Origin of the sequence: Ellagibacter sp., from assembly GCF_048412355.1 — a bacterium.
Classification (GTDB): domain Bacteria; phylum Actinomycetota; class Coriobacteriia; order Coriobacteriales; family Eggerthellaceae; genus Ellagibacter.
The window spans coordinates 53,239-67,567 of record NZ_DBFSAP010000020.1 but is presented as its reverse complement, the minus strand read 5'-3'; the positions used below and the strand labels follow the sequence as shown (position 1 = coordinate 67,567).

7 protein-coding genes are annotated in these 14,329 nt (G+C 60.3%); all 7 read left to right on the top strand.

Annotated features, from left to right (window positions below):
- Positions 1-35: 35 nt before the first annotated feature.
- Positions 36-2,594, top strand: coding sequence for a hypothetical protein (locus tag ACMRQN_RS02820; RefSeq protein WP_418733730.1), 2,559 nt, complete (start codon positions 36-38; stop codon positions 2,592-2,594).
- Between the two features lie 135 nt (positions 2,595-2,729).
- Complete coding sequence (locus ACMRQN_RS02815; protein ID WP_418733729.1) at positions 2,730-3,122, top strand: metal-sensing transcriptional repressor; 393 nt, start codon at positions 2,730-2,732, stop codon at positions 3,120-3,122.
- Between the two features lie 3 nt (positions 3,123-3,125).
- A complete protein-coding gene (locus tag ACMRQN_RS02810) occupies positions 3,126-5,996 on the top strand; it encodes a heavy metal translocating P-type ATPase (protein ID WP_418733728.1) in 2,871 nt (956 codons plus the stop codon).
- Between the two features lie 296 nt (positions 5,997-6,292).
- Positions 6,293-7,129: a ThiF family adenylyltransferase gene (locus ACMRQN_RS02805; protein WP_418733727.1), complete on the top strand. Its 837-nt coding sequence runs from the start codon at positions 6,293-6,295 to the stop codon at positions 7,127-7,129.
- Complete coding sequence (locus ACMRQN_RS02800; RefSeq protein WP_418733726.1) at positions 7,126-7,947, top strand: TatD family hydrolase; 822 nt, start codon at positions 7,126-7,128, stop codon at positions 7,945-7,947. Before ACMRQN_RS02805 ends, ACMRQN_RS02800 begins: the two co-directional genes overlap by 4 nt.
- Positions 7,948-8,348: 401 nt before the next feature.
- Positions 8,349-9,227: a hypothetical protein gene (locus ACMRQN_RS02795; RefSeq protein ID WP_418733725.1), complete on the top strand. Its 879-nt coding sequence runs from the start codon at positions 8,349-8,351 to the stop codon at positions 9,225-9,227.
- On the top strand, positions 9,136-14,325 hold the full coding sequence (locus tag ACMRQN_RS02790) for an NEAT domain-containing protein (protein ID WP_418733751.1): 5,190 nt from the start codon (positions 9,136-9,138) through the stop codon (positions 14,323-14,325). Before ACMRQN_RS02795 ends, ACMRQN_RS02790 begins: the two co-directional genes overlap by 92 nt.
- The last annotated feature ends 4 nt before the right edge of the window (positions 14,326-14,329 follow it).

Below are 14,329 nucleotides of genomic sequence, written 5' to 3'. Positions count from 1 at the left end.
GGCGCGCCGCGTGGCATCGCGCTTATACTTGGGGTATGGCTAACAACGATCAGGGATACGATCCGTTCGAGCCGGGCCATTCCACGCCCGAGTTCGAGCAGTTCGCACGCGAAAATCAAAAATATCGGAAGGCGAGTCACGCTCGCGGCGGCGCGGGTGGACAAAAGCGCATGCCATCGTCGGGTGCGCGCTCGCGCTCGGCTGCTGCGGGCGGTGCAGGGCCGCGGGCAGCGGGTTCTCGTAATGCGAACTCGCGCGTGGCCAGCTCCCGCAGCGGCTCGCCTCGTGCGGCTGCTCCTGCGGGAAGGGGCGGCTCGCCGTCTTCCGGCGGCTCGGGCAAGCACGCTTCGCGCGGCGCAGGCAAGACGCTACCGCAGACGCGTGCTGCCGACAGCCGCAAAACGGCAGGTCGTGCGGCTGCCCCTATGGGGAAGGCGCCCTCGCGCTCGTCGCGGCCCGCATCCCCGCAGCCGCCCCTGCAAACTCCCGAACCTCAGCCCGTGCTCGCTCGTGCGCACGGCAAGGCGCACAATGTCGTAGGGGTTCTCGTCTGCGTGCTGCTGGCGATTGCACTCGAGGTGTTCGGCTACAACTTCCAGTTCTTCTACTCCATGACCTATCCCGATGCGGGAAGCTATCTCGTCAATGGCGCGCAGCCCTCGCAAGTGGGCACGATTACGCTCGATTCCTCGTCGAGCTCGTTTGAGATCACGGGGCTCAACTCCACCGTGCGCTCCATCCACTTCACGCCGGTGCTCTCCGATGCCGCCGGTGCCGCGAAGGCGACCGACAGCAAGATCCAGGTCGTCATCTCGCTCGCCGACGAGGGCAACGCGAACTACTACGCGAACCCGGCCGTGTCGGTCGACCCCGCCGACCCCGCGACTACCTACATCTCGCTCGATCCCGCTGGCAAGTGCCATTCCATCAAGGTGAACATGACGAACCTCGCGGACATCGGCGCAGTTCAGGTGTCGGGCATCTCGCTCAATCAGAAGGTTCCGTTCGATTTTGACCCGCTGCGTGCAGCGTCGGTGCTGGCCATCCTGCTCGTGCTCTTCGCGCTGCGCCCTGCGTCGGGCCTCTACAGCCGCGTTCGCGACTCGCGCCTGACGAGCCACCGTATCCTTATCGTCGCACTCGTCGCCGTGCAGTGCGTGGTCGTGCTTGCGCTCGTGCTGTCAAACTCGCACTACGTGTCCTTGACGCAAACGCCGTCCTACGAGAACCAGTTTCAGTACCAAAAGCTCGCCGTCGCGCTCACGCAGGGGCATTTGTTCCTGAACGACGTGCCTTCCGACGCGCTGCAGGCGATGGCGAACCCCTACGATACGCAGGCGCGCGCGGCGCAGGGCGTGCCTTATCTTTGGGACCATGCGTACTTCCACGGGAAGTATTACGTTTACTTCGGCATCCTGCCGTGCCTTGTGTTCTACGTGCCGTGGCTGCTCGTGACGCACACGGGCTTTCCGACGTGGCTCGGCGTCGCCATCTGCGATTGCGTCTATGCGGCAGGGCTTATGTACCTGCTCTCGGCGGTGTGCCGCCGCTGGTTCCCGCGCACGTCAATCGGGGTGCTCGTGGTGCTCGACGTGATGCTGTTCATCGCGGGCGGCGGCATTATCCTCGCGCGCACGCCGTCGATGTACTTCATGCCCGAGGCGATGTCGCTCGCGCTCGTTTCGTGGGGCCTGGGGCTGTGGGTTTCGGGCACCTCGCGCGGCTATATCGAGCGGGGGAAGATCGTGCTCGGCGCGCTGCTCATCGCGCTCACCATGGCTTCCCGACCGCAGATGGTGCTCTCCGCGGTGTTCGGCCTCGTCCTTTTCTGGCCGTTTTTGCGCGACTCGAAGGGCGATCGCGGGGCCAGACGTAATGTCATGGGCGTCTTCAAGGTGGCGATGGTGCCGTTTGTGCTGGTCGCCGTTGCGGTGCTGGCTTACAACGCCGCGCGATTCGGCTCGCCGTTCGACTTCGGCGCGAACTACAACCTCACCACGAACGATATGACCCATCGAGGGTTCCACCTCGACCGCATCCCGTTCGGGCTCTACGCATACCTCTTCCAGCCGCCCGTGTTCGGTAGCCAATTCCCGTTCCTGCGGCAGGCCTACCTCGACCCGGCGTACCAGGGCATCACAATCTACGAGCCCATGTTCGGCGGCTACTTCTTCCTGTACCCGATGACGCTGGCCATTTTGGGGATCGCCATCGGCCGCGTGCGCGCTCACTTAAAGGAACAGCGCCTCATGCCGCTGTTCGTGGCGCTTGTGTGTGTGGCGTTCGCGCTGTGCATCTTCGATTTGCAAGGTGCGGGCATCCTCATGCGCTACGTGTGCGATTTCGGGTTGTTCTTCGCACTGGCGGGCGCGATTGTGTTCCTTGCGCTTCTGCAGGTCAAGAGTGAAAAGCGCCTCACGAAAGATTGGACGACGCAATTCTCTGCCGTAGGCTCGCGCGGGGCTGTCGCGGCGGCGGGCGAGGGCGCAGAAACCGTATCGGTGTACCGTATCTCGCTATACTTTATGTTCGCGACGCTTGTGCTCATGGTGATCATGAACGTGATGCTCTGGAATGTTTTCGGCATGTATTGATGTCGGCGCGTCCCCCGCTGTTCCTCGCTTGGTTTCGCCACTTTGCGTGTATTCCCTTGCATATACCCCTAGAGGGTATATAATGCCGACTGAAAGATACCTCCAGGGGGTATGTGAAAGAAAGGAAAGGTTGCGATGGCGAAGGCTAACGGCAAATGCACGGTAGAGGATGCGGACAAGGTCTCGGCTGATCGTGAGCACGCCGCATGCGAAAGCAAGGGCGCGCGTGCGCAAAACTGCTGCTGCCACCATAAGGCAACGCCGCGCTCCGAGGAGTTCCAGCGTGACCTGCAGAAGCGCCTCAACCGGGCAATCGGCCAGCTCAACGGCGTGAAAGCCATGATTGACGACAACCGCTACTGCGGGGACGTCCTAACGCAGCTCGCCGCCGCGGAGTCCGCCGTGCATTCCATTTCCGCCATCCTTCTGCAAAACCACCTGGAAACCTGCGTCGTCGAGCAAATCGAGGCGGGCAACACCGCCATCATCGACGAGGCGATGCAGCTCATCAAGAAGTTTGCGAGGTAGAAGATGACGCAAAAGCAAACCTTCGACGTTTCGGGTATGACGTGCGCCGCTTGCTCAGCCCGCGTCGAGAAGACGACCTCGGGCGTCGCCGGCGTCGAGCACGCTGTGGTGAACCTGCTAAAGAACTCGATGGAGGTGGAATACGACGGCAATCCCGCCACGCTCACCGCGATCAGCGCGGCGGTCGAGAAGGCGGGCTACGGAGCCGTGCCCCGAGTCGAGGCTGGCGCAGTCGCAGGTGCCCCGAGCAGTCCTGCCTCCCCGTCCGCCGCGCGGGAAAACGCCGCCGCAAAGGAGGCGGCGCACGTGCGCATGCGGCTCATCGTGTCGTTCGTGTTCACCATCCCCTTGTTCTACTTATCCATGGGCCACATGTTCGGATGGCCCTTGCCCGCTTTTTTCCTGGGCCATGAGAACATGCTTACGTTCGCGTTTACCCAGTTCCTGCTCTTGCTGCCCGTGATCTTCGTGAACTTCAAGTTCTTCCGCGTGGGCTTCAAGACGCTCTTCCACGGCTCGCCGAACATGGACTCGCTCATCGCGCTCGGCTCGACGGCGTCGACGGTCTACGGCATCGTCGCGATCTACCGCATCGGCTGGGGGATGGGCCACGGCGACATCGATTTCGCGCACATGGCGGCGATGGATTTGTACTTTGAGTCGGCGGCGATGATCCTCACGCTGATCACGCTTGGCAAGTACTTCGAGGCGCGCGCGAAGGGGAAGACCACCGACGCGATTGCGCAGCTCATGGACCTGTCGCCTAAGACGGCGATCCGCCGCAACGCCAATGGCGTCGAGGAAGAGGTTCCCGCCGAGCAGGTGCGCCCGGGAGATATCCTCATCGTTCGCGCCGGCGCGAGCGTGCCTGTCGACGGAGTGGTGATCGAAGGCGCGGGCACGGTCGATGAGTCCGTCATCACGGGCGAGAGCGTGCCGGTGGAAAAGGGCGTGGGAGCTGCGGTTACGGGTGCGACGGTGAACCGCACGGGATGGTTTGCCATGCGCGCCGAGCGCGTGGGCGCCGACACCGTGCTCGCAGGGATCGTGCGCATGGTCGATGAGGCAACAAGCTCTAAGGCCCCTATCGAAAAGCTCGCCGACAAAATCTCGGGAGTGTTCGTGCCCGTGGTCATCGCGACCGCGCTTCTCACCTTCGTCATTTGGTTGTTCGTCGGTGCGGGCGTGGCGACCGCGCTTTCCCACGCGATCAGCGTGCTCGTCATCTCATGCCCCTGCGCTCTGGGCCTTGCCACTCCGACCGCCATCATGGTGGGGACGGGACGCGGCGCCGCGAACGGCATTCTCGTGAAGTCGGCCGAGGCGCTGCAGACCGCGCACGATGTGAAGACGGTCGTGCTCGACAAGACGGGGACCATCACGAAGGGCGCGCCGGAGGTGTGCGAGGTGCTGGTGGCTGAAGGAGCCTCGGCGCTCGCTTCGGACGCCGCAGGTCGTGTCGGTGGAGCCCCGAGCATGGCAGATGGCTTCGGCGGCGCTCAGTCGCTCAGCAGTCCTGGCTCGCACGAGCAGTCCACTGGACTGTTCGGCTCGTGCGGAACTCGCTTTGTGAGCGCAGCCGGAGCCATCGACGAGCTGAATTGCAATGATGCGGCAGCCACTTTCCTTTCCCTTGCGTACTCCCTCGAGAAGCGCTCGGAGCACCCGTTGGCCCAGGCTATCGTGGTATACGCTGAGGCGCACGGCGTCACAGCCGAGGAGGTCGAGGCCTTCGAGCAAGTCCCTGGCGGCGGACTTCGCGGTCAGGTTGCGGGGCGTGCGTGCCTCGCCGGTAACGCGCGGCTCATGGGGGAGGGCTGCATCGACATCGCAGGGGCGGAAGGAGAGGCGCAGCGCCTTGCCGACGAGGGCAAGACGGTGCTCTTCTTCGCGGTCGACGGTGCGCTCGCGGGCCTTATCGCGCTGGCGGATGAGCCCAAGCCTCGAAGCGCTTCGGCGCTCGCCGAGCTTTCTCGCATGGGCATCCGCACTGTCATGCTTACCGGTGACAACGAGCGCACGGCGCACGCTATCCAGAAGCGCGTCGGTGCAGACGACGTCATCGCTGGCGTGCTGCCTCAGGGTAAGGAAAAAGTTATTCGCGACCTGCAAAAACAGGGGACAGTTGCCATGGTGGGCGACGGCGTGAACGACGCTCCCGCCCTCGCGCGCGCCGATGTCGGCATCGCGATCGGCGCGGGCACCGACATCGCCATCGACAGCGCCGACATCGTGCTCATGAAAAGCGACCTGGCAGATGTGCCTGCGGCGATCTCGCTTTCGCGCGCGACCATGCGCAATATCAAGCAGAACCTGTTTTGGGCGCTCATTTACAATGTGATTTGCATCCCCGTGGCGGCGGGCGCGCTCTCGTTCGCGGGCGTAACGTTAAACCCCATGATCGCCGCGGCGGCAATGTCGTGCAGCTCGGTGTGCGTGGTGTCGAACGCGCTTCGCCTTCGCGGCTGGAAGCCTGTGGTGTTCGGCGAGGCGGCATCGGCGCTGGAACCCGAGGCTGCACCCGACGCCGCGCCCGAGGCTACGCTCGCAAGCGAGGCGGGTGTGCCCACGATGGACGAGCCCTCTGCGGAAGACGGCGATGGTTCGCCTGTTTCCGCTGGTCATAGTGAAAGAGTACAAACCGTGAAACCGAAGGAGATCACCATGGAAAAGAAGCTGTCCGTTGAAGGAATGATGTGCCAGCATTGCGTCGCCCACGTGAAGAAGGCGCTTGAGGGCGTCGAGGGTGTGGAAGAGGCCGTGGTCGACCTTGACTCCAACAGCGCGACGGCGAAGCTCTCTGCCGACGTGGCCGACCAGGTGCTTGTCGACGCTATCGTCGATGCGGGATACGAAGCGAAGGTCGTCGAGTAGCAAGACGCCTCCTTCGTGGTCAAAAGAAAGAGTTGTGCGTTGTTGGTGACTCGCTAAAGTGACATTCCCTCTGTAGTTACACCCCACATTACCAAAATCTGGGGTGTAACTGAGACAATTCTCGACTCCCACCCATTTGAAAGAAGCGAACGAGTGCGCATATCTCGCTCAGTTGACCACGAACTTGCCCTACTGCTCCACGAGGCGTTGCGAACACCTATCTATGGTGCGCTTTTGAGGGCAAGCCACGCCCCCGCCCCCCTAATTCGCCAAAGTCCACCGGAAGGAACGCACTCATGGCTGAAAACGCCGAACCGAACACAACCCCCGCACCTGATGGGCGCCCGCTCGTTGCGCGAACATCCCCTCTCGAGGATCGATGGGGAAGGCTCTCCATCGTGTTCGGCCAGGACGGCGTCGAGCTTCTTGCTGGCAAGAAAGTGCTCCTCTTCGGTTTGGGCGGTGTCGGCTCGAACTGCCTTGAGCCCCTCGCGCGCGGCGGTATCGGATCGTTTGTGCTGGTCGATTGTGACGTTGTGCAGCCCTCGAACGTGAACCGCCAGGCGGTTGCTTGGGAGAGCACCATCGGTCGACGCAAGACGGACGTTGCGCGCGAGATGGTGCGCGCGATCAACCCCGAAGCTCAGGTGGAAACGGTCGACGAGTTCGTCCTGACCGAGAACCTGCCCGCCTTCCTCGATGCGCACAGCGACGTCGACTTCGTGATCGACGCAATCGACACGGTCTCGGCGAAAATCGCCCTCGCGAAGCTGTGCGAGGAGCGGGGTCTTCCGCTCGTGTGCTCGGCGGGCGCTGCGGATCGTTTCTTTCCCGAGCGCCTTTCGTTTGCGAACATCTACGATACGCATGATTGCGGACTTTGCCGCATCTTGCGCAAAGAGGCGCGCAAGCTCGGCATCAAGCGCTGGACCATCCTGTACTCCGATGAGCCCTCGGCGCGCGAGCTTTTGGGCACCCAGCGCCTGCCCGAGCCCGAGCAGGCGCCCGGTGAGCGTCGCCGGAAGCTTCCGCTCGGCACTACTTCCTGGATGCCTCCCATCATGGGACAAATGATTGCGGGCTATGTGATCTGCTCGCTTATGGGTTTGGAAAACGGCGGGCGATCGCTATGATGGAGGGGATCCCGCTCATCGACGCGCACTGCCACCTGGACTTTGCGGGCAATGCGGCGGAACTTGCCGCTGCGTATGCCGCATGTGGCGGCGCGCTTTCGGGAACCTGCGATCCGCGGGATTTCGAACGGGTGCGCACGATGCTCGCCCCCTGCGCCCCGCGCGTGCGGGTTGGCTTGGGGCTTCATCCGTGGTGGGTTGCCGATGGCACCTGCGGGGAAGGGGAAATCGCGCTGTTCGAGCGCTTGGCTCCCACCGCGCCCCTGATCTCGGAGGTGGGGCTCGACTTCCAGCCGCGGCGAGCGGAGACGCGCGATGCGCAGATCGCGGCGTTCGAGCGCGTATGCCTTGCTGCCGCTCGCCCGTTTGGGGATGGGAAGGCCGCGGGGCGGTGCACCGCAAGCTCATCCGCGGAATTCCCGCGACGCATTATGTCCATCCACTCATCGGCGGCAGCGATGTGTACGCTCGATGTGCTCGAGCGCACGGGGTGTCTCGATGCTTGCATCTGCATCTTCCACTGGTTCTCTGGCTCGCAAGAGGAGCTGAACCGCGCAATCGAGGCGGGATGCCTCTTCTCCGTGAACGAGCGCATGCTCAAAACGAAGCGCGGCCGTGCCTATGCGCGCGCCATTCCCGAAGAGCGCCTGCTCATTGAGACTGACTTCCCGAGCAAGCCGACCCCTATGGCGATTCCCCAAGACGTCTCCCCGCGCCTCGAGCGCACGATGTCGTTACTTGCTGAAGCGCGCGGCGCCGACGAGCGCTTGTTGGCCTCGGCCATCGCCGACGCAAGCGAGCGCATTCTCCTCTCATAAGGAAAAGTGAGGCTATCCCTCAAAGGGGACAGGTATAGCGACAAGCGCAAGAAGGTTATCATTTCGCCAAAATGCAGTCGACTTCAGTTAGAAGCCTTAGTAATATCCCAATTGTAAGATCCTGAGTCAAGACGCCATAACAGTTTCCTGCAGCTAACTTTATGAAGTTTTCATGAACTAACTTAAAAAGGAAGCAAATCGATAGTTTAAAAGTTAGTGAAGGGTTACAGTGGCTCGGTGCACTTAGAGTTACCCATATGTAACTTGTGGCCGAGCTTAGCCGACAGGCTGCCGACGGTTTGTCAAAAACAATGAGGAAGCTCACCGTCAGTCGAAAAGCCGTCCCAAGTTTCTCGAGAGGTAACAGCCCTAATGTGGAAATGGCGAGGAAAGGAAGTGGGATGGAAAATAATTCGCAACCGAACGATAAGGGAGCCGCGAGAGCGAGCCTTTCGCGCAAGGATCCCCTGGTGGCGGCCCTGCCGCGTCGTGCCACAAATGTAGTTTTGGCGGCAACGCTGGCTGCAAGCATGGTGCCTTCGGCGGCGTTTGCGTCGTTCATGGACGAAGTGAACCAAGCCATGACGCAGAACCAGGGCGAGGTTTCTCAGAACCAAGACGCCATTGACCAGGCGGACGAACTGTATGCGCAATCCGTGGCTGAAGAGGGAACGAGCTCTGCGGTTCAGACCTTGGCTACAACCGCCGACGATACGGCAGCATCCCTTGACCATGCGAACCTGCCCGATGGTCAGTATAGCGTGAACATCAAGATGATGAACGCCAACAGAAAGCAGGTGTCCATGGCCAACGGCGCCGTGGGCAATGTGGTGGGCGATGACTATTGGCATCAGATGACGCTTGACGTGGTGAACGGCGAGTACTGGTTGACCATGCGTTGGGTGCCGCTTGACCGTATGCTCGGGAGCACGCACTTCGTCGGCTATCTGGCGAACCTGTCCTACTTTGAGGACTACACGACTACGCCGTACATCAAGGGCACGCAGGTCGACGCCAAGGTGCTCGCGCTATGTCAACGAAGACGGGACGCCTGTCTACGACAGCTACAACGACCCGTCGTCGTCTTCGTTTGTCGGAAACAACGTGTACCCGAAGGACGTGCAGATCAAGATCTCGGGCAGCGCTCTCGAGGACGGCTATCAGCCAGTGCATGTGTTCGTGCCGGTCATGGAGGCCATCATGACGGGTGCTGGCGACCAGAACTGCTATGTGCAGCTGGATTGGGACACTCTGTCGACGAACTACCTTTCCGCGGATAAAAGCGAGTTGAAGAAATCTCTCGATGTGGCCAACGCCACCGAGCAGGGGTCTAAAAGCGATGACGCATGGAGTGCTCTTGAGGCGGCCATCGCAACTGCCCAAGGTGTCTACGACAACGCCTCCGCCACCCAAGATGATGTGAACAACGCCACCACCGCGCTCGACGCTGCCGTAAAAACCTTCCAGGATTCGGCGGATGTTTCCTCGAATGACCCCTACGAGGGCAAGCTTGAGCAGGGCGTTCGCTACAAGACAGCCCAGCTGCTCTATAACGCCGATGGCAGCGATTTCAAGTCCTCCGATGGCGAGCCCAATGTGCTGAACGGTTTTTGGACCACGTTTGAGACTGTGGACAACGCTGATGGCAAATATGCTGTGACCATTGAGGATCCCTATAATACGGCAACTCCGGCAACCGATCCTGTTGCGGACTCCGTCGCATATGTCGCCTCCGATGGCTCTGTCAAACAAGCGGTTAAGGTGTGCGATCGCCAAAAGGGGTCGGAGAACAGCCGTCAGACGGAATGGGTGGTGTATACCGACAACCTGAACGAGAAGATTCAGCTGAATCTGTCCTACACGATTGATGGTCAGGCGAAAACCCAGACTGTGTATTTGCAGCCGGCAAAAGAAGGCGCGACGCTGGTCACGAGCTTACTCAGCGCTCTTTCCGGAAGCGGCTACATGAAGTCGTCGGATACGAATTACTCGCCGTTGTATCTGGCGATTCAGGATGCGAAGTCCGTCGAGCAGGGCAAAAAGACTGCGGAAGCGTACGCCGCTTTGCAGCAGGCTATTACCGCCGCGCAAACGGTGCTGGACAGCAATAACAAAAAGCAGCCTTCGGTGAACACCGCCACGGAAACCTTGAAGTCGGCGATTGAAACTTTCCAGGATTCCGCGGATTACGTTGACCCGTTTGAGGGCAAGATCGTCCAAGGCGAGATGTATCAGCGCGATGCCGAATTCGTCGATGCATCGGGCAACAAGCTGTCTTCGAACCCTCTGTCCGGTACCGATTGCTTGAGCACGTTCGGTCTGTCAACGGACGGAGATTCCAAGTACTACGTCACATTCAGGAACAACTACAACACCCAATCGAACTTGCGCGACAAGTATCCCCAGGTCACTGCTATCGAGTATAAAGTCGGCAACGTTTCTCAGTCCGCCGTGCTGACCTGCGATCGTTCGGTTGGCAACAACATTCATTACGGCCTTTGGAAGCTCGGTCTTGACGATTTGACCCAGCAGGTTGAGCTGACCGTCCATTACACCACGTCATCTGGCGAGCAGAAGTCTGACGTCATCTACTGCACGCCCCTTAAGGCGGACGCGAAGTTCGGAAAGTATCTGGATGTGGTTTTGGACAAGGCGGTTTGGTGCGTTGCGGCAAAGGGCACGAAGGTGGACTATGCTCCGCTGTACGCTGAAATTCAATCTGCTAAGGCGCTGCAGCAAGGTGATCATTCCGACGAGAAATGGAATGCGCTGCAAGACGCCATTACTGCTGCTCAAACGGTTCTTGATATGGATACCACCGACGGGAACACGCAGGAAAAGCTCGACGCTGCGGTATCGGACCTGCAGGCTGCGGTCGATGAGTTCAACAAGAAGGAGGCCGTCAATTCCTACGAGCTTGAAGTGGGTAAATGGTACGGCGTGTATGGCGGCTACACCGCGAAAAGCGACATGTCGTCTCAGGGCCTGTTCTCCATGTCGGACTACCGTTTCACCGAAGACGGCACTTACGACCTGAATATTTGGTTCCTCGCTACTGAAAAGCCGACAACGGTGAAGTATTCGACCGAAAACGACCTTTCCAAAGCCGAGACCGCATGGATGTCCAGCGCCATGACTGCTCGTTTGAACGTTCCGGAATTGAACAAGCTGTACATGTGGGTTACCTACACGGATTCCGAGGGAACTCTTCATGAGAACGTTCCGTTCACGGTCGACTACAAGTACCTGAGCAAGGGCAATTTCAGCTTGCGCGATAACCAGCTTGATCAGGGCTATCTGTATGCGGCCTTGCAAACCGCCAAGGCAATCGAGTACGGCGAGAAGAGCGATGAGGCTTGGGCTGCTTTGCAGGATGCCGTCGCATCTGCAACGAAGGTCCAGAAGACAAGCAGTTCCGAGAAGAGCCAAGCCGAGGTCGATAAGGCCACGGCCGATTTGAACGCTGCCATGGAAACCTACAACGCCGCTCCCGATGCGACTTCCCGAACGTATGGCTTGGAGGTTGGGAAGCAGTACTCCAATCTGTACGAGGAGCTGATCGATGCAAACGGAGCAGCTGCCCCCATTGGTGCCGAAAGCCCATTCTATGTGTATGGCCCGTCGTATTCGCTGCAGCAAGACGGAACCTTCTCCATGGAGGTCGATACCCACGACAACGTTGGTTCCAACGCGAATGAAGAAGTGAAGTCGTGCTTGGTCAGTGCTATTAAATGGAATACCAGCGACGATGAGTCGACCGCGAAGGACGCGGTGAAGGTGGGCGGTTACGTAGGAAACTACACGCCCGGCACCGGAAAATGGATGCTTGAAGGCGTTAACGATCCGGCTCAGTTGTATTACTGGGTGACCTACACCGACGGTAATGGCGTAAAGCACGAGAACGAGAAGTACTCGGCGAAGCTGACGAAGCTCAGCTCCTCGGACCACGGTTTCTTCGAGCAGAGCACGACCTACACAACCGACGATACGAAGCTCTATGCCGCGTTGAAGAAGGCAGAAGCCGTTCAAAAGGATGAGAACAAGACAGACTTGGCGTGGACCACGTTCGAGCTGATGCGCGAGACGAATTACATCTACTACGTCAACGAGGCCCTTGCGCGTCCGCAATCCGAGGTTGACGAGCATACCAAGACCGTTGAGGACGGAATCGCCCTGTACTTGAGCAGCCAAACCAACAAAGCCGATTTCAGTGCTTTGACTTCTTCTATCGCCGAGGCCAAGAAGGCTCTGGCCGATGCGAGCGCAATGCAGGATAAGGCCGCTGCCCTTCTTCAGGGGCAGATCGACGCTGCACAAAAGATCGCTGATGACGGCAATTGCGGTCAAGAAGCCGTCGACAGTGCAAGGCAGGAGCTCGACGCAGTTCTGGATTCCTACAAGGCCTCCGCAACGAAGGCAAGTGTGAAGTCGCTCTCCGATGCGTTGACCGAGGCCGGCAAGCTGAAGGACGCGGGCAAGGGCACGGCGGAATCCCTCGAAGCGCTTGAGACCGCCATCACCGCAGCTCAGGGGGTCTATGACAAGGCCACCGGTTTCGCTGGCGATCAGATCCTGGGCACCGATGCCGAGGTGAGCGAGGCGACCGTTGCCTTGAACGCCGCCATCGCCACGTTCAAGGAGGCGAACGCCGAGACTCCTTCTGCGGGCGACCTCGACTTCGCCAACCTGGCGGACGGCACTTACACGGTGAACGTCGACATGTACAAGATGGACCGCGCGAGCAAGTCCATGTCCGACCAGGCCATCAACCACGAGGTCGAGCTGACCGTCAAGGGCGGCGAGTATTACTTGACCTTTGATTTCCAGGGGCTGAAGTACCTGGGGCAGTTCGGCTATCTGGGCTGGCTGAAGTACTACGACCAGGGCTACACCTACTCGTACGGATACCCTCAGGGCTCGACTTCCGATGCCACGGTGCTCACCACGCAGAAGAACGACGACGGCTCCGACGTGTACGACGCTTTCAACACCGACGGGTCAGCCGACAAGCTGTTCAGCGGGCTGTATCCGGACAAGGTGCGGGTCAAGTACGTGCAGACCGCGCGCGATGACGCCGACGGCTTCGTTCCGCTGCGTGTGTTCGTGCCGGTGATGGAATCGATAAGCGCCGGCAGCGGCGAGCAGGACGTGCTGGCCAAGGTCGACAAGACGTCGCTTAAGAAGAAGGAAGACGCCGCCGTCGATGCGACCGAGCTGCAGGCAGCCATCGCTTCTGCCGAGAATGCGCTTGCCACTAGCAAGAAGGGCGATGCCGCGAACGAGAAGCTTCAGGAAGCCGTGGATGCTGCCCGCGCCGTTCTTTCCAAGGATGGCGTGACGCAGCCCGAGGTCGATGCTGCTTTGGCCGCGTTGCAAAAGGCTACCGACGAGTTCGACGCAGCCCCTGATGCGGTGGTCGTCGACAAGACGGGGCTCGCTTCCGCCATTTCCGAGGCCAAGGCTTTAGAGCAGGGCAAGAAGACCGATGACGCCTGGAACGCTTTGCAAGCTGCCATCGCGAAGGCCGATAAGGTTAACAGCGACGCTGACGCCACGCAAACCGATGTAACTTACGCACTGGAAGCGCTGACCAATGCTGTGAACACGTTCAAAGCCTCCGCCGATAAACCCGCGGAAAGCACGCTCGACTTCTCGAACCTGCCTGCCGGCACGTACAGCATCACCATCGACATGTACAAGATGAACCGCACCGACAAGTCGATGTCCGACGTGGCTATCAACCACAAGGCGAAGCTGACGGTCGACGAGAACGGCGAGTACTGGATTACCCTCGATTTCGGGAGCGTGAAGTCCGGCACCACCAACGGTTACCTGGGCAGCCTTTCCTACTACGACGACGGTTACACCTACAGCGGAGCCAAGGTCAACGGCACGCTGGTTGCCGGCACCGTCGTGGACTACCAGACTGGCGTGGACGGCAAGCAGTATCCTAACCACGTGACGGTGAAGTTCGTGAAGCAGGCGCGGGAGGACTCCGATCACTTCATTCCGCTGCAGGTGTTTGTCCCGGTGATGGAAGAAATCGCGGCCGACTGCGGTACGCAGGACGTGCTCGCGAAGTACGACCCGTCTTCGATTCAGAAGCTTGACGGCGAGATTCCCGACCAGACCGAGCCGGGTGTGAACGGTACCGATACCCCCTCTGCAACGACGCCGACTACCACCGTTACTGGTCCGACCACTGCGACGAAGGCTGGCGTGACAACGGCTACCAAGGCGTCGTCTAGCTTGGGGAAGACTGGCGACGCGACAGCTAACGGCCTGATGGCAAGCGCGGTTGCAGGTATCGTCGCCGCGGCGGTTGCTGCATGCGCCGCTGTGCGCCGCCGCTTCGGCAAGCAGGAAGGCGAGGAGTAATCGA

Bases quoted from the DNA above. Each gene is read 5' to 3' on its own strand.
- ACMRQN_RS02805 (WP_418733727.1), top strand. From the start codon at position 6,293: ATGGCTGAAAACGCCGAACCGAACACAACCCCCGCACCTGATGGGCGC.
- ACMRQN_RS02800 (WP_418733726.1), top strand. From the start codon at position 7,126: ATGATGGAGGGGATCCCGCTCATCGACGCGCACTGCCACCTGGACTTT.
- ACMRQN_RS02810 (WP_418733728.1), top strand. From the start codon at position 3,126: ATGACGCAAAAGCAAACCTTCGACGTTTCGGGTATGACGTGCGCCGCT.
- ACMRQN_RS02820 (WP_418733730.1), top strand. From the start codon at position 36: ATGGCTAACAACGATCAGGGATACGATCCGTTCGAGCCGGGCCATTCC.
- ACMRQN_RS02795 (WP_418733725.1), top strand. From the start codon at position 8,349: ATGGAAAATAATTCGCAACCGAACGATAAGGGAGCCGCGAGAGCGAGC.
- ACMRQN_RS02790 (WP_418733751.1), top strand. From the start codon at position 9,136: ATGGAGGCCATCATGACGGGTGCTGGCGACCAGAACTGCTATGTGCAG.
- ACMRQN_RS02815 (WP_418733729.1), top strand. From the start codon at position 2,730: ATGGCGAAGGCTAACGGCAAATGCACGGTAGAGGATGCGGACAAGGTC.